The organism is Enterococcus aquimarinus, assembly GCF_001885765.1.
Lineage (GTDB): Bacteria > Bacillota > Bacilli > Lactobacillales > Enterococcaceae > Enterococcus_I > Enterococcus_I aquimarinus.
In genome coordinates, this window is sequence record NZ_JXKD01000012.1 from 51,030 (window position 1) to 72,900 (window position 21,871).

A 21,871-nucleotide genomic window follows, 5' to 3' on the forward strand; every position below is an offset into this window, starting at 1 on the left:
ATTTAATGCTTATAAGCTATTGATATTCTGTAAATTTGAGATAGAAACCGTAACTGATACTGATTTAACGATGCTCTTATACTAGGCGACAAAACATTTCGTAAGTAAGTGCCAAGATCCATACCAGCAAAGAAAAAACGCCTCATCCATCTTCGCTCTACACGAAGACAAATGAGACGTCCGCTTATTTTTTATGCAATAATCATTTAATCTAAAATCGTCACTTTGACATTGAAGCGGCGTCCCCACTGACGACAGGCTTCCACACTGCCAAGATGGACGTCTAAGATGTTCCCTTTGATGGCGCCACCGGTATCTGCAGCTAAGGCAATGCCGTATCCTTCGACTTCTACCAGAGTTCCAAGTGGAATGACGTTTGGATCGACAGCGACGACTTGTGAGTTTTGACGTAAATCAATTCCCAGTGCCGTGTAATAACTTGAGCCAGGTTCGGTATATGAATAGGCTGTTGACTCCATGTATAAGACTTTGCCTGTACTCGTTGGTTTTTCTTCCACGACTGGTGTCTCTTCCACAGATGGTGCTGGTTGTGGCGTTGATGGTGTCGTCGTGCTTGGTTTGCTGACGGACTGGTTCGTTGACGTATTTTGGTTCACGTTGGTTTGGGTTTGTTCTTTTTGCGCTTCTTCAGCGGCTTTTTTCGCGTCGGCTTCGGCTTGTTTTTGGGCCGCAGCTTCTGCTTCTTGACGTTTGGCTTCTGCCTCAATGCGCGCGAGTTCCACGGCTTTGCTGTTGGCAATCGTCGTTAACGCTGCTTGATTGGTCGCGAGTTGTTCTTGCAATGCTTGAACACGTGTTTCAAACGTTGCGGCTTCTTCTTCTAATGCCGCTTGGTTTTGTGTCAGATTTGCTTGTGTTTCTTCCATCGTTGCTTCGAGTGTTTCGAGTTTTGCCGTTTCGCTTTCTAAACTTTCCACCGCTTCTTTTTCGGCGTTTTGGAAGAGAGTAATGGCGTAAACACCGTTAATTAACTCTTGGAGGCTCGATGATTCTAGGAGCACGAAGAGTTTATTTTCGTTGACGCGATTGACTTGTAGCTGACGTAAGCGTTCTGCCACGACTTCTTTGCGTCGTTCGATGGCTTCTTGCGTTTGGCTAATCTCTTCTTTGGTTTCAACGAGGCGCGCCTCGTTTTCGGCAATATCACTTTTCAGTGTTTCGACCGCTTGATACGTCTCATTGACTTGCGTTAAAGCGCTCTGTACTTCTTGACTGATCGCTTGACTTTGTTGTTGTAACTGATTTTCTTCTTTATTCAGCGAGTCGATCGTATCCGCTGAGACGGCCATTGGGGCGATAAGTTGGAACAATAAGAGGCCATAGGCGATACCTTTTTTTCCCTTCAACAAAAATAATTCACACCTTTCTTTTGTTAAACGAATTCTTTGGATAGTATACTTGATTTTCGGTTGTTATTTATTGCAATTTGCTTACAGATTATTACAATCATGCGTGAAATTCGACAGTTAACTTGTATTCTATTGAACAAACGAGTCAAAAGAGTGAATGAAAGCCATTTCTTTTTCGTTACATTCGTTACTTGTTTGTAACATCATGCACAGTTCTTTTCATTTCATCCTTTTTTCGCTATGATAGAACAAGGAAACCACTGAAGGAGTTGGAGGAATGTTCCATTTATTGAAATATGCAAAAGACTATCGCAAGGAAATGATTTTAGGTCCCGTCTTTAAATTTGCGGAGGCGATCTTTGAATTAATTCTTCCATTATTAATGGCAGTCTTAATCGACCAAGGGATCCAGCAACAAAACTGGACAAAAGTCTGGGAAATGACTGGCTGGATGATTTTCTTCTCGATTACCGGTTTAATTTGTGCGGTGACGTGTCAGTATTACGCATCCATCGCCTCACTCGGGCTTGGAACGGAGCTACGCAAACAGTTACTGCAAAAAATTAACCGCCTGAATCACAGTGATTTGAATTACTTTGGCTCCGATACGTTAATCACGCGGATGACCAATGACGTCAACCAAATGCAACTGGCACTGGCGATGCTCATTCGCCTCGTTGTTCGTGCGCCGTTTTTAAGTATTGGCGCGCTCGTCATGTCGTTTTATATTGATTGGCAAATGGGTCTTGTGTTTGTGGCCATTTTACCGATTTTCTCGCTCTTATTATTTATTTTAATTCGTTTTTCGGTGCCGCTTTATCGCACGGTCCAACAACAACTCGACCGCCTCAATCAACTGGTCGCGCAAAACTTAAGTGGCGTACGCATCATTCGGGCGTTTGATCGCCAATCAAATGAAGTTAAAAAATTCAATGACGCCAGTGACGCGTTGAATAAAGATTATTTACGGGTGGCGCAACTATCAACCATTTTGTCGCCCCTGACGACCTTGATTTTAAACCTCGGCGTACTCGGCGTGTTTGCCATCGGTGGCTTAAAAGTTGAAGTCGGTGATCTGCAACAAGGTGAGATTTTAGCGCTCGTCAATTATATGAACCAAATGTTATTAGCCTTAATTGTCGTCTCCAATTTAGTCGTGATTTTTACCCGCTCAGAAGCGTCCGCGCGTCGAATTAATGAAGTCTTCGATCGCCCCGTGACCTTACTTGAACGTGGCACCGACTATACACCAGAAGAAATGGCGGGTGAAATCGTCTTTGACAACGTGAATTTCCGTTATCGTCCCGATTACGGCCGTGTCTTAAAAGAAATCTCGTTTTCTGTACCAGCTGGAAGTACGGTAGGAATTACCGGGCCAACCGGTTCTGGGAAATCGACGTTAACGCAATTGTTACCCCGCTTTTACGATGTGACAAGCGGTAATGTTTTGATTGATCACGTTAACGTCACGGACTGGCCACTAGATAATTTACGCAATCAAATTGCGTTTGTCCCGCAAAAATCAGTCTTACTGCGTGGCACGATTCGGGAAAACTTGCAGTGGGGGAATGCGGAAGCGAGCGATGACGACTGTTGGGAAGCCCTGACGATTGCCCAAGGGGCGGAATTCGTCCGGCAGTTGCCGCAACAACTCGACACGTTAATTGTCGAAGGCGGTAAAAACTTCTCAGGTGGGCAAGTTCAACGCTTGGCCATCGCCCGTGCGTTAATGCGCAAACCCAATATCTTGGTGCTCGATGACTCGCTAAGCGCGCTTGATTACCAAACCGACTATCTCTTGCGCCAAGAATTAAAAGCGTTACCGATGACGGTTTTCTTAATTTCCCAACGCATTGCTTCTATTAAAGAAGCCGATCAAATTCTCGTCTTGGAAAAAGGTCGCCTAACCGCGCAAGGGACGCATGAGACCTTGCTTGCGACTTCTAGCTATTACCAAGCGATGGTCGACACACAAAAGGAGGCGATTTAAATGCGAAAAAAATCATTTGATTGGCAGACATTTACTCGTTTTCTGCCGTATTTAACGGCCTCATTAAAAGAAAATCTCTTCGCCCTCGTCTTTGGCGTCATCGCAGGTGGTACGTCGGTGTATGTCACCTTCTTGATTGGTCGCGCCATTGACCAATTAATCGGCTTTGGTCGCGTGAATTTCAATGCCTTATGGGACATCTTGTGGTTATTTTTAATCGTGATTTTGATTACGGTCTTTAGCCAGTGGATTATTCAACGCTTAGGAAACCAGGTCGCTTACCAAAGCGTCAATCGCTTGCGTCAAGATACGTTCGCGCATTTGAACCAACTGCCACTTCAAACGTATGACCAAACGCCACACGGGAGTTTAATGAGTCGTTTCACCAATGACTTGGATCAAGTCTCAGTAGCGGTCTCAGCCGTCTACCAACAATTATTTACCGGCGTCACCGTCATTATTTTAGCCTTTTTCTTAATGCTCACGCTAAATGTGACCCTGACACTCGTTGTCTTACTCGTGACACCGATTATCTTTTTTGTGAGTTACTGGGTAGCCAAACGCTCCCAAAACGATTTTCGCCAGCAACAAGAAATTCTCGGCGATATAACGAGTTTCATTAATGAACGCGTCGGCAATCAAAGTCTCGTCAAAGCGTTCCAACAAGAAACACGCAATGAAGTTGACTTTGATGGCTTGAACCAGACGTTACGCGTTCGCGGGCAACAAGCGATGTACTCTTCTTCCCTTACAAACCCGGTCTCACGCTTTGTCGATCACTTAGCGTATGTCGCGGTCGGTTTTGTTGGCGCGTGGTTAATTTTACGCGGGTCCACAACCGTGACTGTCGGCATGATTGCCAGCTTTACCATTTACTCGACCCAGTTCTCTAAACCATTCATTGAAATTTCTGGCTTAATGACGCAGATCCAAGGGGCCTTCGCTGGCTTAAATCGCGCCTTTGACTTACTCGATCAACCGATTGAAACCGTCGAAGCAACACGCACGTTACCAGCCGTCAAAGGTGAGATTGTGTTTGAAAATGTGGCGTTTGCTTACCAAGCGGATCGCCCACTGATCACCGACTTTTCGTTTACCGCACATGCTGGCGAAACGATTGCCATTGTTGGGAAAACCGGTGCCGGCAAATCAACCTTAGTCAACTTGCTGATGCGTTTTTACGACGTGCAAGCTGGCAAAATCTTGCTTGACAATGAAGACATCCAAACGATTCCGCGGAATCAATTACGCCAATCGTTTGGGATGGTCTTACAAGACACGTGGCTCTTTGACGCCACGCTCCGTGAGAACCTCACGTACGGCAGACCCGAGGCCACCAACGAGATGATTTATAACGCACTCAAAAAAACCGAAATGTTCGACTATGTCATGGATTTACCCGAACAACTCGATACCCAAATTGGCCATTACGGCGTTAAATTATCCGAAGGGCAGCGCCAGTTATTGACAATTACCCGGACGATGATTGCCAACCCGCCGATGTTAATTTTGGATGAAGCCACCAGTTCCGTTGACCCATTAACTGAGAAGAAAATCCAAGACGCCTTCTTAGCGCTGATGTCTGGGAAAACAAGCTTTGTCATCGCCCATCGCTTGGCGACAATCCAAGCGGCCGATCAAATCTTGGTGATGGATCAAGGCCAAATCATTGAACAAGGAACGCATGAACAGTTACTCGCAGCAGAAGGGGCGTATCACGCACTCTATCACGCGCAGTTCCAACAATCTATAACGTTAGAATGAGGATAAACAAAAAGCAGCGACCGTAAATTCGGCCGCTGCTTTTTTGTGTGATGTTATTGTCGTTGGATAGTGTTATTCGTTTAGAAGACCTAGCGATTCTTTGAGCGTGAGAATCCGACGCACGGACGCGTCTAAGTCCGCTTCTGGATAGTCGCCATTTTCCACTGCCGTAATGACGACGGGAATTTGGCTTGCATAACTTGAAGACAAGACTAAATCATTGCCGGCTTTAAGCGCAGTTAGGCCCGCTTGTTCTTGGCTCGTAAAATCGGCGAGCCCTAGCATGTCCATGTCATCGGTCATAATGACACCCTCAAAGCCCAGTTCCTCGCGTAAGACTTGGATGACTTTAGGGGATAGCGAAGCGGGTTGCGTGTCGTCAATACTCGTGACGATATTATGTGACACGAGGATACTATCGGCTCCGGCTTTAATCCCTGCTTCAAAAGGTAGAAAATCATTGGTCCGCAGTTCTTCAAGGGTTCGCGTATCGCGCACGATCTCGACATGCGAATCGCGATTATTGCCGTAACCTGGAAAATGTTTCAGGGTCGAAGCAACACCTGTTCCGGCAAGGCTCTTCACGACCGTTTCGACAAAGGTACTCGTCCCCGCCGCGTCTAAGCCAATCGTGCGATCATAAATGAAGGCATTCGGATCGGTCGAAACATCGGCCACTGGGAATAAGCCGAGTTGAATGCCGTAATTGGTTAAGATTTCTGCTTTTTGTTTCGTATCGGCAGTGATGGCTTCCCAGCCACCATTTTGGTACAGCGTTTGTGGGGCTAAAAATGGACTTGCCACAAGATTCGCGTTACGGCTAATCCGTGTCACGGTCCCTCCTTCTTCATCGGCGCCAATCAAGAGCGGGATCTCACTATTTGCTTGTAAGGTTTGAATTTGAGTAATCAGACTTTCAGCCGTCGCATTTTCGACATCTTGGCCAAAGAGTAAAAAACCGCCTAGATGATACATTTGGCTATCGGTAAGTGCTGTATCTCCTGGATAACGGACAAGAAAGAGTTGGCCGACTTTTTCTGCGATGGACATTTCTGCAATTTTTTGATCAAGCCAAGTAGTGGATTCGTTTGGAGCAGTTGTGCTTTCCGTTGTGTTGTCAGATGATCTCGTCGTGCTTGGTTGTGTTGCGGTTGTGCTCGTGGTTGTCTCGGTGCTAGTCGTCGAACTTGTGTCTGTTGGACCGGTCGCATCGTTTGAGGGTTGGTTGAACCAAATCATTACGCCCACAATGAGCGCGAGTGCGAGCAGACCAAGTGATGCCAGGGTTTGTTTATTCATTAAAAAATCTCCTTTCCAGACTCTATTTTAGAGTACAGGGAAAGGAGATGCGATGCAACTATTACGCTATTAGAAAGAATAGCGACTTCTTCTCATTAATGTCTTCATTGGAATGGCACGACCGACGACATACGTTAAGATGGTTTGGATTGGTAACATCAACGCACCCTTTACGAGGCGTGGTCCCCAGATGACCCAGCTTGTTAATGGTTGATTGTACATGATTGCCAACCAAATTGGCGTTAAGATAAAGCCAATTAACAAGGTATTTGCCAAGGTACATAAGAACGCGTTTTTCCATGTGACTTCTTTTTTATAAAAGAAGTAGCCGTAAATACAACCTCCGATAAAGGCGTTGAGGGTAAAGCCTGGAAAGAAAGCGGCTTTTGCAAAGAGCATCATTCCGATGATGTCGGCGATGACTGCGCCGATGCCGGTCCAAATTGGTCCAAACATCATTGCCATGACGATTTTTGGCACAAAATCAAACGAGATTTTGATGAATTGCCATTCGAACCCTAAGATTCGGGATAGGACGACCATTATGGCGATCAGCAATCCCATCATGCTTATCATGTAAGCATTCAGTTTTTTGTTCATTTGAAGCATCTCCTTTTTAGAGTTGCAACATTCGATTATTCAGCGAATGCGAAAATAAAACCGCGAGCCACAGCCCTTCGTCCAAAAACGACATTCCATTTTTTGACACTTAACGCTTTATTTTCTACTCTGATTATTTTTAGGCTTACAGCCGTGGATAGAATATACCACAGTTGTCTCTTTCCGACAATGGCATTTTCTGAAAGTTTTCTTACAATGATAAGGTTTTTTTGACGTCCTCTCTTATAAGTTGTTCTAAATCATTCTAAGATGATGAATATCGTGAACCTCTGGTTTTGGGTTAGGAATTTCTTACAGAATTTTTGGGTCGCTTTCGGTAGCGCTGGGACCGTTTCGAGCCTGTGGTTGCTGAAGCCGTTCGAGCATAGCGAGTTACGGATACAGTATCAGGCCTCTGCGTGACTCTCAACTTTCAAGCTTCAAACAGCCTCTACACGCTGACGCATGAAGAGGCTGTAATTCACATTGAATCCTTGGACAGTGCTACAAGCGACCAAAATTCTTCCAGAAATTCTGCCGAGTATGCGTTTCTGATGAATGATGGCGATTGATTGTTGTTTGGTAGGTTCTAGATTGCAGAGATTGATATTGTATTTACGAAAAAATTGAACAGCTAGATTTTCATGCATAAAGTCGAATCAAGAATAACTGTTGAAGATTTGTTCATTTATACGAAAGTAATATCACTCGTGTATTCATCTAACAAATGAAGTATAAAAAAGTTACTGCTATAAATATAAAGGGTGAAAAACAAACTATCGAATGCATACCCTGTTTACTTTGGCTTATTCCTTTAGCAATTAGCTAGTGTTTGAAGCTCTCAAGTCCGAGTGTCACGCTTGCAGCCTGATATTGTATCCGTAACTCGCTATGCTCGAACGGCTTCAGTAATCATCGGCTGAGGACGGTTTAACGGCTATCCTAGGAAACGGGCCTATTAAGCAGTCCTCGTTCTTCTTAACTTTGTTAAATAACATAACCGGGGAAGGTTCTTCTAACGTACGAACAAATCTAAGCTGCTTCTTCTTTTGCTTTGCGGAAAATTGGGATGGCAAAGCCGCGATTGAGTGAGCGAACAACGAAAAAGGCGATGTTATAATCGATCATGCTGTGGACGATGCCGCCGACTCCCATTAATACGAAGAAGAAGTAAAAGACATTTCCGTCGACTTGCAATTGTCCTCCGAATAAGAAGATTGCGACAACGAGTAATTCAAAGGCTGCGTGGATCAAAGCTAAGATAAAATTATACACTTGGAATTTTTTTGGTTCTAAGACAATTTCCGGATGTTTTTGTAAATAAGTCGAGCCAACCACTGCAAAAACTAAATGCGATAATGCTCGTAGGCCGATAATAAATGGTAAGCCGTTAATAAAGAAGCCAAATGCGGTTCCCAAAGCCACGGCGATTGCGACACTTGGTGAAAAGAACATGGCGATAAATAATGGGACATGGCTTGCTAGTGTAAAGGATGCCGGTCCGATGACGATTTTTGGCATCACCATTGGAATGATGACACCCATGGCGATTAGTAATGCTGAAATGGTTATTTGATGCGTTGAATTTCTTTTCATTTTGTTTCCCTCCATCTAATTAGGTGTCAAGACACTTTTTAACTATCTTTAGTGTAGCTTTTAAGACACGACCTGTCAAGACAGTTGATGAAACTTTCGATTGTCTTTTCACGATACATTTTCAGATGAAACATAAAAACGTGAATCTGTATCAAATTTTTCTAGTTGAGATTGTCTTTTCAAAAGAAATACACGCAAGCAAAAAAGCCTAAAACAAATCGTTCTAGGCTTTTTTGTCGTGATTATTTAGGTTGTACAATTTTTAGTGTTGATGGAAATATCGCTACAAGCTTTCTCTCCGCATTTATTTCATTTTTTAACAAAAAAGATATCAAACGGATAACGGATACTAGCGGACTGGAGAAAAACGCCTTGTGTCGGCTGCATCAAAAGACGAAATGTGAATGACTCTAGGTTCGTGCTTCAGCACTTACCTAGAGTTTGAAGCTTTCGAGCTGATCGTCACGCAGAGGCCTGATACTGTATCCGTAACTCTAGGCTCGAAGCGGTCTCGCAGCCCTTCACTCAAGGTGATTTTTCGCAAGGGAGCGCCAGATTCCAACAATACCGTTTGATCAAGAGGATTATTTACTTGCTAGCATCGCATTGCTTAACGCTGCGAATTCGGCTAGTGATAAGGTTTCGCCGCGGCGTGTTGGATCAATGCCGGCGGTTTCTAAGCTAGCTTGGAGCCATTCTTTGATTTCAGGTGTTTTGCCGTATGTGTTTTGCAAGTTATTCCAAAGGGTTTTGCGACGTAATTGGAATGCGGCTTTCGTTAATTTAAAGAATTCTTTTTCATCTGTGACGTCAACAGCGGGTGTCGCCCGGCGTGTTAATTTTAAGATGGCTGAATCCACGTTTGGTTGTGGTACGAAGACGGTTTTGGGTACGATGAAGGCCAGTTGCGCTTCCATGTAGTATTGTACGGCGATGGAGAGTGAGCCGTATGCTTTGGTACCAGGTTTTGCGCTGATCCGGTCGGCGACTTCTTTTTGCATCATGACAACCATTTCGGCAATATCGACACCGGATTCTAAAAAGTACATCATAATGGGCGTCGTAATGTAATACGGTAAGTTTGCGACGACTTTAATGGGTAAATTTTCGTTGAATTCTTCTTTGACGACGGTCGCAATGTCGGCTTTTAAGACGTCTTGGTGCAAGACTTTAATATTCGAGTACGGTGCGAGCGTATCGGCTAAGACAGGAATCAAGCGGTCGTCGATTTCAAAGGCGATGACTTGATTGGCGCTTCTTCCGAGGTGTTCGGTTAAAGCTCCGATTCCGGGTCCGACTTCAATCACGTTGGTTTCTTTGGTGATTTCAGCGGTTGCGACGATTTTACGTAAAATATTTGGTTCGGTCAAAAAGTTTTGGCCTAAGCTTTTTTTAAAGACAAAGCCGTGTTTTTTTAAGATTTCCTTCGTTCTGGAAGGGTTAGCGATATCGCGGTTTTCGTTCAATGATTTTCCTCTACTTTCTCTAGGGCGGCGATGAGTTCTTCTTTGGTAATGCGGAACATGCTGAGTCGTTTTTGCAATTGTTTGCCATTCGTATAGCCAATGCGGAGCTCGTCGCCAATTTTTTCGCGGCGTTGTTTGGAGCCTTCGCCGACCATTAGTCCTAAGGCGATTAAATCTTTTTGACTAATCGTGTTTTCGGCGGGTGCGGCTTCATTGACGGGTGTCACGACGCGGCTGAGTGCTTCTAAGATTGCTTCATCACTGGCATGTTCAACGCCTAAGCTGCGGTGTTTCTTTTTGCCTTGCGCTTGGGCACGTGGCAAGAAGGCGTGTTTGACGTCCGGCACGGCTTCCATAATGATTTTGCGGATTTTCTCGCCAGCAAAATCAGGATCGGTAAAGACAATGACGCCCCGAATTTCTTGGGCATGGGCGATTTGTTTTAAGATGACGTCGTTAATGGCTGAGCCGATGGTTTCGATCGTATCGGCGACCACGACTTCTTGCAAGCGTTTGGTGTCGTCTTTGCCTTCGACGACAATGATTTCTTCAAAAATTGGTTTTTCCATTAGACAATCCGAAACAATTCATGAGCATTTTTCGTTGTTTGACGCGCGACTTCTTCAAAGGATTGTTCGCGTAGCTCGGCGATTTTCTCGACGACATAACGGGTATAACCGGGTTCATTGCGTTTGCCACGGTATGGGACAGGCGCTAAATACGGGGCATCCGTTTCAACGAGTAAGCGATCAAACGGTACCACTTGAGCAGCTTTTTGAACGTCGAGTGCTTTTTTGAACGTCACGACACCACTAAAGGAGAGGTGCATGCCTAAATCTAAAAAGCGTTTTGCCCATTCATCATCGCCACTAAAGCTATGCATAATACCGCCAATGTCTTGAATCTTGCTTTCTTTTAAGATGCGATACGTGTCTTCCATCGCGTCTCTTGTGTGAATGCTGATGGGTAAATTCATTTCTTTGGCGATCGCAATTTGGCGGCTAAAGACGCGGGCTTGCACGTCTTTTGGATCAGACATCCAGTAATAATCAAGACCAATTTCACCTAAAGTCACGACTTTTGGCAAAGTGAGTTGTTCTTGTAAGATCTTTTCGATCGCTGGTGTGTAGCTCCCGGCTTCGGTCGGATGCCATCCGATAATACTATAAATAAAGTCATAGTCACGACTGAGTTCTAGACTTTTGGCAATCGTTAAGGTGTCAAATCCGACAACAGCCATTTCGGTGACGTCGAGTTCTTGTGCACGTTTGATGACGTCGGGAATTTCACCGCTAAACTGTTCGGCATTTAGATGGGTATGTGAATCAAATATCATAACAAGTTTCCTCCTCGTTCTCTTGTATACAATAGCATATTTTGCCGTATTCTGAAATGAAAAGGCTAGAACTTTTCATTAATTTAATCATAAAATTTTACCCGGTGTTCGATTGCTTTTTCTACGGTAATCTACTATTCTTAAGTATGTAGCTAAATTCGATTATAAAAGGAGGCCTCGGCATGCTTGACTTCATGTATCCTGTTATTTTAATTGTCTGCCTGCTTTCTATCCTCTGGCTCTTCTTAAAACCCAAAAAAGCCCACGAAGTTCATTATTTAATTCACAAGAACAAACAAAAAATCCTAGATATTTCAAAAGCCTATGATTTATACGCCGAAGCGAGCCATTTGGTGATTGCTCAGTTCAGTGATACGCACTTTGGGCGACGTCGGAAGCCGCATCTGATCAATCCGTTGATTCGTTCGACGATTGTAAGGCAACCCGATGTAATCGTAGCCACTGGGGATTTAATTGACGACTATGCCCGTTGGTCCCATCGTCAAACGCATCTTTTGACAGAGAAGTTAAAACGCTTTAACGCGCCACTTGGGACGTTCGCCGTTCTTGGGAATCAAGACTATATAAATAACGGTCAATATTTTGTCAAAGAGGTATTAAAAGAAGGTCAATTCACGCCGTTAATTAATGAGGAGACGTTCGTGATACGAGAAGATGTTTCGCTGCGGATTGTGGGACTGGATGATACGTTAGTTGGAAAACCGATGTATGATTTTGAAAAGAAAATTGCGACGTGGCAAGTCTTACTCGTACACGAGGCACATCACGTGGAGCGAGTCGCGAATCTGACAGACTATGATTTAATTTTGACGGGTCATCCGGTGAAACCGGGTACGAAACAATCAAAAGATATTTCCGTAAAATTCACCCATGGCTTGTATCAAATCGGCAAAAAGACCTTGCTCTCGATTTATCCTGGTTTAATGAATCGCCGCTTTTTTGCTCGAAAACCAATGATTTATTATTATCATCTGGCCCCTGAAACAAAGAAAAAAAACACCGACTAACCGACGCGCTCGATCTTAGGACGCGCCTCGTTTAGTGGTGCTTTTTTTTTGCTCTTTTTTGTCGCTTTCACGGACAAATTTTCAGGGTGTTGACGCGTGCTACTGCGTTAAGCCTTGACTAATTTGTTCGATGTTCCACTTCATCATGTCATAGTAACTGTCCCCGACTTCTCCAGCTGGCGCGATCGAATCGGTAAAAATCCGACTATAAATCGGAATGCCAGTATCTGTTGAGACGCTCTCCATTGGTTTTGGATTGACGCTACTTTCAAGGAAAAGTGCTGGTACTTGCGACGCTTTAAGGGTATTGACCAGTGTCCGTAATTGTTCCGGACTGCCTTCTTCTTCGGTATTAATTTCCCAAATGTAAGCAGAAGGGATGCCGTACGCTTTTGAAAAATATTTAAAACTACCTTCACTTGTGACAATCAGTTTTTTGGCGTCTGGGATTTGGGCAAAGCGTGCTAGACTTTCTTCGTGAAGCGTTGCGAGTTTGGCTAGATAGGCTTTAGCATTGGCTTGATAGTAAGCTTGATTGTCTGGGTCTTTTTCGCTTAAGTAGCGGGCAATATTTTCGACATAAATCATCCCATTGGCCAAACTTAACCACGCATGCGGGTCTTCTTTGCCTTCGTTGTTCGCTCCTTCTAGATAAAGTGGCGCAACCCCTTCACTCACGGCAAAATAATCTTGCCCTTCGACTTTATCAGCATTATTCATGAGTTTGGTAAACCATGAGTTACCGCCTGTTTCCAGGTTCATACCATTAAAAAAGATGACATCCGCATTCGTTGCGCGTCGAATATCTTCGGGTAAAACTTCGTGATCGTGTGGGTCTTTACCAATCGGAACGAGACTATGTAAATCAATTTTATCGCCCCCGACTTCTTTGGTCATATCCGCGATAATCGCATTGGTCACCACGACTTTTAATTGATCGTTTTGGCTAGTAGTCGGATGCACACTTTGATAGAAGAATAAGCCAACTGCAACTAAACTGACAGCCATTCCTGCTTTGACGAGACTTTTCTTGCCGTGTTTTTGGCGTTGTTGTGGGGATAAAAAGAAGCCAAAGACAAAGAAGAAAGCGGCGGTCAAGACAATACTTGAACCGGCTGCAATATTTAAGCTATAGCCGATAAATAATCCGACGACAGAAGCCAATCCTCCTAAAAATGAAGAGAGCATAATCATGCGACTAAGACGTTTCGTGTATAAAAAGGCCGTTGCAGCGGGCGTAATCAGCAGCGCCACCACCAAAACGGTTCCGACACTTTGCATGGCAGTTACGGCAACAAGCGTTAAGAGTAACATCAGTAAGTAGTGATACGCTTGGACGTTCATCCCAAAGGCTTTAGCCATCATGGGATCAAACGACGTTAAAAGTAACGGACGGTAAAAAAGAATAATCGCGCCGACGACGAGCACGGCAATCCCAATCGTCAACCATTTATCACTATCTTGAACAGCTAAAACATTCCCAAATAAAATATGAAATAAATCGGTCGAACTATTGGCAACCCCAATTAAAATGACCCCTAATGCTAAAAATGAACTAAAGGTAATCCCGATGGCCGTGTCGCTTTTGACAATACTATGATTGGAAATATAGGTGATCAAGAGCGACGCGATAATCCCAAAAATAATCGCCCCAACAAAAAAGTTAATGCCTAAAATATACGACAACGCGACACCCGGTAAGACCGCATGGGCAATCGCATCGCCCATTAGAGACATGCCGCGTAAAATAATAAAACAGCCAATCGCACCGGCCACAATCCCGATTGCAACCGAAGTAATCAAGGCGTTTTGTAAAAAGTGGTAGTCGCTTAAGCCTTGGATAAAGGTTTGAATCATCTTATTTCGCCTCCCAAACAAGTAATTGTTCGCCAAATGCTTGGCGTAATAATGGCGCTTTTGCGACTGTTGCTGTCGGTCCAAAGGCAATCAGTTTGCGATTGAGGAGTAACAATTGGTCAAAATACGTCGCGACTTTCGATAAATCATGATGCACGATAAAAATGTATTTCCCCTCTTCTTTCATCTGACGAAGTAACGCCATAATAATCCCTTCGCTGACGACATCAATGCCGACAAATGGTTCATCTAAAAAAATGAAACTTGCTTCTTGGACGAGCGTTCGGGCGATCAGCACTCGTTGGAATTGCCCACCGGAAAGTTCGCCTATTTGACGTTCTTCGTATTCAAGCATATCAACTGCGGCTAAGGCTTCTTCGACTTTTTGCCAATCGGCTGTGGTCAAGCGCTGCAAGAGACGTTTTTTTGGATACAGTCCGAGTGAGACACATTCTTTTACGGTAATCGGAAATGTATAATCGACGGCACTTTTTTGTTCAACATAGGCGATTTCTTTTTGAAAGGTTTTTAACGGTTGGCCGTTAAAAGTGAGACTGCCTTCATGATCGATGAGATTCAGCATCGCTTTGATTAACGTTGATTTCCCAGCGCCGTTTGGTCCGATAATCCCGATAATACTTGGTTCTTCGACGGTATAACTGACGGCTTCAACGGCAAGTTGTTTGCCTTGGTAACGAGCAGAGATATTTTTTATTTCTAGCATTTTCAGCGCTCCTTCATTAAATTTCTAGGTATACCTAAACTTTAATTCTATCTTACGCTTCTCTTACTTAAAATGCAACGATTTTATTTTTTTAGTCAATGGCTACATTCATGCTTGATTGCGGATTGCGTTTACGCTCGAGGTTTTTTTACACGCAAAAAAACCGAACGAAAAACTCTTTCGCTCGGTTCTTTCGTGTATTTAGTTTTTCTCGTCGTTTACTGAATCAGGTGTATGGCCTTCTAACAACCGATTTTGTCCGGTGATGTGCTGAATGTCGGTAATGTCTTGCGTCACTTCTAGACACCCTAAGTATTGGCCTTGCGAATCGTGCAACGCAAAATAGCGAATGTAAATTTTGCGGTCTTTTAGATCAATCCAAAAATCAGCTTGGGCACGCGTGCCCGCTTTAAAGTCCGTCAGAATCGCTTCCACCATGTGCATACTTTTTGGTGGATGACAGTTGACCACGGCACGTCCGATGACCGATTTTGTCCGTGGGAAAATCCGAATAGGGCCTTCCGAATAAAAACGGACGCAATCCTCGGCATCGACAAACGTCAAATCAACCGGTAAATTTTCGAAAATGGCCACGAGTTGATCGAGCGTTAAGATGCCCGTTGGAAAGACAACTTGATCGACTTGCGGCGCTTCTTCCCATTCATAATGGTCTTCTTGGGAATCAGATGCGGTAGACGGTGTAAGGTTTTTGGCAATTTCTTCGGTCGTTTCTTTGGCTCTTTGGATAGCCAGCTGACGCACCGGCTCACGCTCGGCTTCTTTTTCATAAGCTGCTTGATCGGCTCTCCAAGGTAAGGGTTCGGCAATATACGCATAACCAAAGTCCTGACTATCAGCGGCGATGCGTTCCCAATCGCTTAAGGAAAAGACGTCCAACGTCATCGGTACCATAATCTCTTCTTCTTTGAATATCATTTCTTCGATTTCTTCTTTTGTTTTTTCCCATTTTTCGATCAGCGGATTGCAGGCAACTTTCTCACTTTTTGCGTAGGCCAACGTCTCTTTGATCATTTGGCGGATGTCGTCATCCACGCCCCACATGACTTGCGGTGGTGCAGTAATGCCGTATTTTTCCATGTAACGAAAGATTAAATTTTCCTTGCGCGCATAATGTTTCTCAATTTGTTGCAAATCCGTTAACGCCGCAATCAACCGTTCTTGATAAGACCAATCGCCTTGTTGAATTTTGGCTAGCAAGCCATCAATCTCATCGGTTAAGAGCGATTGAAGGACTTGGTTTTCAAGTTTTAACGTATGAACAGGATGGCCCGGCTGACCATGGGATTCATGCGACTGATGAATGTCATTGATTGACCCCTTAAAAACGGCCGCGTGAATATTACAAAGACGCTGAATTTCAGCTGGATCCATCCCTTGTTGGATGAGTGCGCGCTCAGCTGACGTAATTTCAGTGACATCTACCCCATCGAATTCTTCGTTAAACAAGCGTTTCGCTTCTTCAAATGATCCACCTTCATGCAGTAAGGATAAAATTTCCACAATTCGTTTTTGACGTTCTTCTTTTGTTCGTTCTTTCATTCTCTCTCCCCCACAATCTGAAAACCCGCTTCTTCAAATGCCTGAATAATCGTAGCTAACGGGATTTTCTTCATTTTTGCTCCTTTTGGAATCGTCATATAGCGCCCGGCAGTTTGTAACATCCCTGGTTTCGTTATTTCATTAAAGCCAATTCCCAGCATGATTTCTTTCATTTCTGGGTATTGACTGACAAGTTCGTACAATGATTTTGAAAAATCAATTTCCATTATGAATCCTCCTATTAAGAATCATTCTCAATTAGACTTTAGTATACCACGATTTTCCCAAAAAAGAAAAAGATTCACAAACTTTTGATCTGACGTTTTCGTGTAGATAGATTTGATCGAAAAATGTCTGAGCTGAATACGGAACGGATAGGATCATACCATTGATACGGAGGACTTTCATCGCATTTATTTTATCTCGCGTACTAGTATCATTCGTTTGGACAAACCATAAAAAAACGTGAAATCTGGCACACCTTAAGGATGCACAGACTTCACGTTGGTCATATTCACATTGTGGATTGGGACAATTACTCGTGATCGTCCGCTTTTTCTTCTTTTTCTTCATTTGCAGCAACTGCTTCACGCGCTTCACGGAAAATTGCTTCTTTTTCTTGTTTGTAATCATCTTGACGTTCTGCGTAGACTTCTTCTTTTGATTTATTCGGCATAACATTTCCCTCCAATAAAATATCGTTTTTTGATAACGCTTTATAATTACACTATAAAGAAAAAGTGTGACTTTGTAAACTTTAATGATTGTGATTCTTGCTAAACACCGTATTTCTCGTCTCAGTTATCTTGAGGGAAATTTTTCGATGCTTCATTCATTTGAGTCATTTCGTTGTATAAAAATGATTACAGACACTAGCGGACCGGAGAAAAACACCTTGTGTCAGCTGCGTAAAAAGACGAAATGTGAATTACTCTAGGTTTGTGCTTGAGCACTTACCTAGAGTTTGAAGCTTTCGAGCTGAGAGATCTCCGGGCTCGAAGCGGTCTCGCAGCTCCCCACACAAGGTGATTTTTCGTAGGGTAGCGCGAGATTTGATAAAAACCCGTCATTTCCCATCATTAAAAATAGTTGGTTAGCGTTCTCATCAAATGCCGAACGCTAACCAACTATAGTATTAAACGATTGTTTCTTCTAATGCCACGAGTGCTTTTTCGAAGACGTCAAACGGTGGATGGGTGATTCCCGCTCCGATCATGCCAATTCCTGGATCTTTATGCGCAATTGCCGTATTAATAACTGGTAATAGGCCAGTCTCGATGACTTTGCGCACGTCAATTCCTGTCGGTACTCCCATGAAATTCAATGAAGGGATGGTGACATTTGGATTGGTTGTGGTCGTAATATCTAGCATTTCAATGGAGTAATTCATCGCTTCTTCAAGCGTTCCCCCAACGAGTGGCACGATTGCTGGCGAAGTCGCCATCGCAAAACCACCAATGCCGTATGTTTCGGTGATCGCACTGTCCCCAATATCTAAACCAGAGTCTTCTGGTTTGAATCCAGCAAACAATGGGCCGATTACAAGTTGAGAAGGACCGGTAAACCAAGTGTTGCCACCAATGCCGCTGACACGAATTCCAAATTCGACCCCGTTACGTGCCATCGTAGTGACAATCGTACTATTTGGAATACCATGGGCTGCATCTAAGGCACATTTACATAATGCCATCCAAGTTGGGCCAGAGAAGTAATCACTACTTGCGATGAAATCAAAGACTTCCACTTTTTCTTTCTCAGAATAATCAGTTTGCACAATTAGTGGTGTCAATGCTTGGATTAAGGTTCTTGTTCCGGCAACGTTCCGGTTGTGACATTCATCTCCCATATGAAGAGCTTCTGATAACATTAAGCGTAAATCTAATCCTTCTTCACTAAACTTCATTGCGTCACGTAACATTGGACCCATGACATCGCGCATCCAGTTTAAGCGATCGATTACACTTTGGTCATTGGCACCAAAACGTAAGATTTTTGATAATTGCTCACTTAAGTTGGTATAAGACACGTTGCCGTATGTTTTATTTTTGACAATATGCATAAACATGGAAGCTGACGTGACACCGGCCATTGAACCGACACAGTCATGTTCATGACAAGGTGAGAAGGTAATTTTGCCGGAAGCTGCCACTTCTTCGGCTTCTTCAATTGTTGCAGCTAATTTTTCAAACACAATCGCGCCAGTAACCGCTCCGCGCATTGGACCGTTCATGTCTTTCCACTCTTGAGGTGGGCCAGCATGTAAAATTGTTGTTGGCGTCATGCCTGGAACACAGTTGATGGCTTGGTCAAAACCAACTAAGATTGGTTGCGAATTGATAATTCTTTCAACCGCTTCCGCATTGGCTGCGTCAATTTTTTCTTTTTTCGCCGGATCATTCAAGCTATCTAATAAGGCTAATAAGGCCGTGTTCCCTCTTGCTGGAGGCGTCCAATCGAGTTGTGTAGAGGTCGCTCCTTGCTTGTTGATGTCTTCTGAAATAAAGTCGATGCCGACGTTGATGGCATTCACATCTGACTGAAATAATTCGTCGATTCTATTCATTTTGACTCTCCTTTCAATACGATTTCTCTTGCGATGATGCCGGTATCTTGACTACTTGTCGTAATCGTAACACCTGCGTCTTGTAATTTTTGGATTTGTTCTTGCATATTTTGGACATCTTGATCAGTGCCTAAGACGTACCCAATAATTTCAAGGTGACGACCTTCGCGTTCAGCCTGTTCTTTTGCTTCTTTAATTGCTGGAACCATCACGCCTGCTGGATCTTCATGGGAACCGTAGCCTAGCACAAAGTCTAACACGATGACTGCGACTTCTGGATCGGCTGCTTCTTTGATGAAACGATCGATTCTCGTTGTCGGATCAATCATTGGATGTGGTTTGCCTTGCGTAAATTCATCGGAACCAAAATCAATAAAGGTATTTTCTTGACTTTGATTGTTGTCTTTTAAGATGAATTCAGGATTTTTCGCAATGTTACTATAGACATTGTCTAGTTTTTCCATTGCCGTAAACATCGCCTCATCACAAAGTGTACCACCACAGAATAACCCACGGATGTAGTGTTGCGTATCGGATAATTTACTTTGAACCTGCTTGATGAATGCCGTATCAAGTGGCTGAATGTCCAGTTCTTCTTTTTTAGCGCCTGCTAATTCGACTGCTTTTAGCGCGGCATCTTTTGAATGTTTCGCAAAGTACACATTCGCTTCATCATGAGCGACTGCCTCACCACCAAGGAAAAAGACGACTACTGGTTTTTGAATCGTTTTAACCTTCTCGATGATTTTTTGCTCCACACTTTTTGCTGGTGGTTTTGATACTAACACAATAACTTTTGTCGATTGATCGCGTTCTAAGGCTTCGATGGCATCGATCATCATGATTCCGCCAACTTCTTCACTTAAATCACGGCCGCCAATCCCAATTAATTGCGAGATGCCATAGCCAAAATCATGAATGCGAACGCTCATTTCTTGGGCGCCCGTACCTGATGCTGCGACAATCCCGATGTTACCCTTACGAACGTTATTGGCAAAACATAATCCGATATTATTAATAATCGCTGTCCCACAATCTGGTCCCATCATTAAGAGGCCTTTTTCGTGTGCGGCTTTTTTGAGTGCAACTTCTTCTTCAATACTCACGTTATCACTAAACAACATCACATGTAGGTTATTTTCAATCGCTTTTTTCGCTTCACGAGCGGCGAATGCGCCATTGACTGAAATCACGGCTACGTTTGCTTGATCATGATCTTTTACGGCAGCCGCAATATTTTTATAGACCGTTTCGCCTTGTTCCGATTTTTCGATTTTGCGATCAAATAACGTCTCAATCTCATCAAAAATCGTCTCAACAGCATCGGGCTGATCGGTTTCGATGGCGATCATTAAATCAGCTGTGCTTGCCGTATCCAGTTCAGGAGACCCCATGCCGACATTGCGAATGACTTCTTTGTTCATGTCTGTTCCCATACCAATCATCGCTTGTTTGACGTGATCGATTTGATTTGCTTTTGTTGAAAAAGACATTAATGAAACGGAATCAAAATACGTATTTTTTTTGATTTTAATGTGTACTGTCATTATAATCCTCCTATTTTTTCAAATAATAATAAGCCATTGATGATGCCCCAAGTGATTTCGGTTCCTGAAGAAGAGCCGATTTTCATGACTTCACCGAGCTGGCGTTTCACCTGTTCTTGATTGCCCGCAAATAAAGACTGCAGCAATAAATTGATACTTTCTCTTGTTTCACCCATTGCGGCATATTTCAAGGCACTATAACTAATCACATTTGTTTTTTCTTTCGCCTTTCGAACGACTTGCTCGGCCCACTCATTGTAAGGCAATGCGTGTTGGTTGCGCGTGGCTAACGCTAACAGGACACCAACTAAAAAGTCATCCCCTGACGGCGTCAATCCTTGTCCCAGTCCGACTAATGACATCGCTCGTTCGACATTAGTTGTGACATCTGCTGAAATAAAACCGTTCATTAAATTGGTCGTTCGTTCTCTGAGCATCCGCCCCATTTCTTGATAAAATGGTGTCTGATGTTGATTTGTTTCTCTTAACCACTCCGCTTTACCTTGAGTGATGATCCATGCTTTGGCAAAGGCAAGATTCTCCGTAAGTGGCGTGGCACCTTGCGGATAGCTTGGGAGTTTACTTTCCCAAGGTGTTGCCGTTTTTAAATCAATCATCAAACGATTGGCAACGTTCATGTTAAAGTTATTTACTGTGATGCGATCGTTTGGTTGAAGTTGATAGTCTTCAAAATGGCAGAGATCAATTCTCATCGTCGCCGGAGCGTTGTCTAATTGATTGCTCGCAATCGTGTAGAGTTGGTTCTCAATGCTAAGATTAATTGTTCGAGAAAAAACACTATGAATCGTTATGATTGGAAGATTTGATTCCTCTACTCTCTTCAAAAAATGTTTGTCGATCGATAGTGCTTTTACATCTTTCACGAATCACCCTTCTTTCTCACCATTTTAGCCTTTTGTTTGTACGATTCTCTTATTTTCTTCGTTGTTCGATCCACCTCATTTTTTGATGTCATTTAACCAAAAAAACTTTTGAATATTATTACTATCTCAACCACAGCTTCATTATATCTGATGTATACGCTTACTTAAATAGACAAAACAACCTAAAATTATGACGTTTTCATAGTTATAACAACTAGTTAGTCATTGCACAATCGTCGAATCATGATACAATTAGCCCAAAGGAATGAGATTTGTTCTATGATCAA

18 protein-coding genes and 1 riboswitch are annotated in these 21,871 nt (G+C 43.4%); of the genes, 3 read left to right on the forward strand and 15 right to left on the reverse strand.

Annotated features, from left to right (window positions below; translation table 11 throughout):
- Window positions 1-206: 206 nt before the first annotated feature.
- The gene (locus RU93_RS08660; protein ID WP_071875245.1) at window positions 207-1,367 is read right to left on the reverse strand and encodes a 3D domain-containing protein; all 1,161 of its coding nucleotides are present in this window, start codon (window positions 1,365-1,367) and stop codon (window positions 207-209) included.
- 280 nt (window positions 1,368-1,647) lie between these two features.
- On the opposite strand from RU93_RS08660, the gene RU93_RS08665 reads away from it, so the two are divergent.
- Entirely contained in the window at window positions 1,648-3,360 is a 1,713-nt protein-coding gene (locus RU93_RS08665) for an ABC transporter ATP-binding protein (RefSeq protein ID WP_071875223.1), read from the forward strand.
- Complete coding sequence (locus RU93_RS08670; protein ID WP_071875224.1) at window positions 3,361-5,124, forward strand: ABC transporter ATP-binding protein; 1,764 nt, start codon at window positions 3,361-3,363, stop codon at window positions 5,122-5,124.
- A gap of 72 nt (window positions 5,125-5,196) precedes the next feature.
- Here the strand turns inward: RU93_RS08670 and RU93_RS08675 are convergent, their stop codons facing one another.
- The 6 genes from RU93_RS08675 to RU93_RS08700 form a co-directional block, all read right to left on the reverse strand.
- A complete protein-coding gene (locus tag RU93_RS08675) occupies window positions 5,197-6,423 on the reverse strand; it encodes a glycoside hydrolase family 3 N-terminal domain-containing protein (protein WP_071875225.1) in 1,227 nt (408 codons plus the stop codon).
- Between the two features lie 69 nt (window positions 6,424-6,492).
- Entirely contained in the window at window positions 6,493-7,032 is a 540-nt protein-coding gene (locus tag RU93_RS08680; protein ID WP_211272579.1) for a folate family ECF transporter S component, read from the reverse strand.
- Window positions 7,033-7,061: 29 nt separating this feature from the next.
- Window positions 7,062-7,157: riboswitch (THF riboswitch) on the reverse strand.
- A gap of 898 nt (window positions 7,158-8,055) precedes the next feature.
- Window positions 8,056-8,619 (reverse strand): hypothetical protein, encoded by a 564-nt coding sequence (locus RU93_RS08685; protein WP_071875227.1) that lies wholly within the window; start codon window positions 8,617-8,619, stop codon window positions 8,056-8,058.
- A gap of 584 nt (window positions 8,620-9,203) precedes the next feature.
- Window positions 9,204-10,085: a 16S rRNA (adenine(1518)-N(6)/adenine(1519)-N(6))-dimethyltransferase RsmA gene (rsmA, locus tag RU93_RS08690; RefSeq protein WP_071875228.1), complete on the reverse strand. Its 882-nt coding sequence runs from the start codon at window positions 10,083-10,085 to the stop codon at window positions 9,204-9,206.
- Window positions 10,082-10,654, reverse strand: coding sequence for a ribonuclease M5 (gene rnmV / locus RU93_RS08695; RefSeq protein WP_071875229.1), 573 nt, complete (start codon window positions 10,652-10,654; stop codon window positions 10,082-10,084). The genes rsmA and rnmV overlap by 4 nt, the downstream gene beginning before the upstream one ends.
- A complete protein-coding gene (locus RU93_RS08700; protein WP_071875230.1) occupies window positions 10,654-11,421 on the reverse strand; it encodes a TatD family hydrolase in 768 nt (255 codons plus the stop codon). Before RU93_RS08700 ends, rnmV begins: the two co-directional genes overlap by 1 nt.
- 182 nt (window positions 11,422-11,603) lie before the next feature.
- Between RU93_RS08700 and RU93_RS08705 the strand changes: the two genes are divergently transcribed.
- Window positions 11,604-12,449 (forward strand): metallophosphoesterase, encoded by an 846-nt coding sequence (locus tag RU93_RS08705; RefSeq protein ID WP_084131337.1) that lies wholly within the window; start codon window positions 11,604-11,606, stop codon window positions 12,447-12,449.
- A 99-nt stretch (window positions 12,450-12,548) separates the two neighbouring features.
- On the opposite strand, the gene RU93_RS12360 is transcribed toward RU93_RS08705, so the two are convergent.
- From RU93_RS12360 to RU93_RS08740, 8 genes are all read right to left on the reverse strand, one after another.
- Entirely contained in the window at window positions 12,549-14,306 is a 1,758-nt protein-coding gene (locus RU93_RS12360) for a metal ABC transporter solute-binding protein, Zn/Mn family (RefSeq protein WP_071875231.1), read from the reverse strand.
- A 1-nt stretch (window position 14,307) separates the two neighbouring features.
- Window positions 14,308-15,030: a metal ABC transporter ATP-binding protein gene (locus tag RU93_RS08715; RefSeq protein ID WP_071875232.1), complete on the reverse strand. Its 723-nt coding sequence runs from the start codon at window positions 15,028-15,030 to the stop codon at window positions 14,308-14,310.
- A gap of 201 nt (window positions 15,031-15,231) precedes the next feature.
- Complete coding sequence (locus RU93_RS08720) at window positions 15,232-16,590, reverse strand: DUF438 domain-containing protein (protein WP_071875233.1); 1,359 nt, start codon at window positions 16,588-16,590, stop codon at window positions 15,232-15,234.
- Window positions 16,587-16,820 (reverse strand): DUF1858 domain-containing protein, encoded by a 234-nt coding sequence (locus RU93_RS08725; protein ID WP_071875234.1) that lies wholly within the window; start codon window positions 16,818-16,820, stop codon window positions 16,587-16,589. Before RU93_RS08725 ends, RU93_RS08720 begins: the two co-directional genes overlap by 4 nt.
- Window positions 16,821-17,125: 305 nt before the next feature.
- A complete protein-coding gene (locus tag RU93_RS12105) occupies window positions 17,126-17,266 on the reverse strand; it encodes a hypothetical protein (protein WP_169818104.1) in 141 nt (46 codons plus the stop codon).
- A 459-nt stretch (window positions 17,267-17,725) separates the two neighbouring features.
- A complete protein-coding gene (locus tag RU93_RS08730; RefSeq protein WP_071875235.1) occupies window positions 17,726-19,153 on the reverse strand; it encodes a YlbE family protein in 1,428 nt (475 codons plus the stop codon).
- Entirely contained in the window at window positions 19,150-20,700 is a 1,551-nt protein-coding gene (fdrA, locus tag RU93_RS08735) for an acyl-CoA synthetase FdrA (protein WP_071875236.1), read from the reverse strand. The genes RU93_RS08730 and fdrA overlap by 4 nt, the downstream gene beginning before the upstream one ends.
- Complete coding sequence (locus RU93_RS08740; RefSeq protein WP_071875237.1) at window positions 20,700-21,584, reverse strand: oxamate carbamoyltransferase subunit AllH family protein; 885 nt, start codon at window positions 21,582-21,584, stop codon at window positions 20,700-20,702. The genes fdrA and RU93_RS08740 overlap by 1 nt, the downstream gene beginning before the upstream one ends.
- Between the last annotated feature and the right edge of the window lie 287 nt (window positions 21,585-21,871).

What these genes read in the sequence shown, in the direction of transcription:
- RU93_RS08665 (WP_071875223.1), top strand. Translation starts at nt 1,648, where the DNA reads ATGTTCCATTTATTGAAATATGCAAAAGACTATCGCAAGGAAATGATT.
- RU93_RS08670 (WP_071875224.1), top strand. Translation starts at nt 3,361, where the DNA reads ATGCGAAAAAAATCATTTGATTGGCAGACATTTACTCGTTTTCTGCCG.
- RU93_RS08675 (WP_071875225.1), bottom strand. Translation starts at nt 6,423, where the DNA reads ATGAATAAACAAACCCTGGCATCACTTGGTCTGCTCGCACTCGCGCTC.
- RU93_RS08680 (WP_211272579.1), bottom strand. Translation starts at nt 7,032, where the DNA reads ATGCTTCAAATGAACAAAAAACTGAATGCTTACATGATAAGCATGATG.
- RU93_RS08685 (WP_071875227.1), bottom strand. Translation starts at nt 8,619, where the DNA reads ATGAAAAGAAATTCAACGCATCAAATAACCATTTCAGCATTACTAATC.
- rnmV (WP_071875229.1), bottom strand. Translation starts at nt 10,654, where the DNA reads ATGGAAAAACCAATTTTTGAAGAAATCATTGTCGTCGAAGGCAAAGAC.
- RU93_RS08700 (WP_071875230.1), bottom strand. Translation starts at nt 11,421, where the DNA reads ATGATATTTGATTCACATACCCATCTAAATGCCGAACAGTTTAGCGGT.
- RU93_RS08705 (WP_084131337.1), top strand. Translation starts at nt 11,604, where the DNA reads ATGCTTGACTTCATGTATCCTGTTATTTTAATTGTCTGCCTGCTTTCT.
- RU93_RS12360 (WP_071875231.1), bottom strand. Translation starts at nt 14,306, where the DNA reads ATGATTCAAACCTTTATCCAAGGCTTAAGCGACTACCACTTTTTACAA.
- RU93_RS08715 (WP_071875232.1), bottom strand. Translation starts at nt 15,030, where the DNA reads ATGCTAGAAATAAAAAATATCTCTGCTCGTTACCAAGGCAAACAACTT.
- RU93_RS08720 (WP_071875233.1), bottom strand. Translation starts at nt 16,590, where the DNA reads ATGAAAGAACGAACAAAAGAAGAACGTCAAAAACGAATTGTGGAAATT.
- RU93_RS12105 (WP_169818104.1), bottom strand. Translation starts at nt 17,266, where the DNA reads ATGCCGAATAAATCAAAAGAAGAAGTCTACGCAGAACGTCAAGATGAT.
- RU93_RS08730 (WP_071875235.1), bottom strand. Translation starts at nt 19,153, where the DNA reads ATGAATAGAATCGACGAATTATTTCAGTCAGATGTGAATGCCATCAAC.
- fdrA (WP_071875236.1), bottom strand. Translation starts at nt 20,700, where the DNA reads ATGACAGTACACATTAAAATCAAAAAAAATACGTATTTTGATTCCGTT.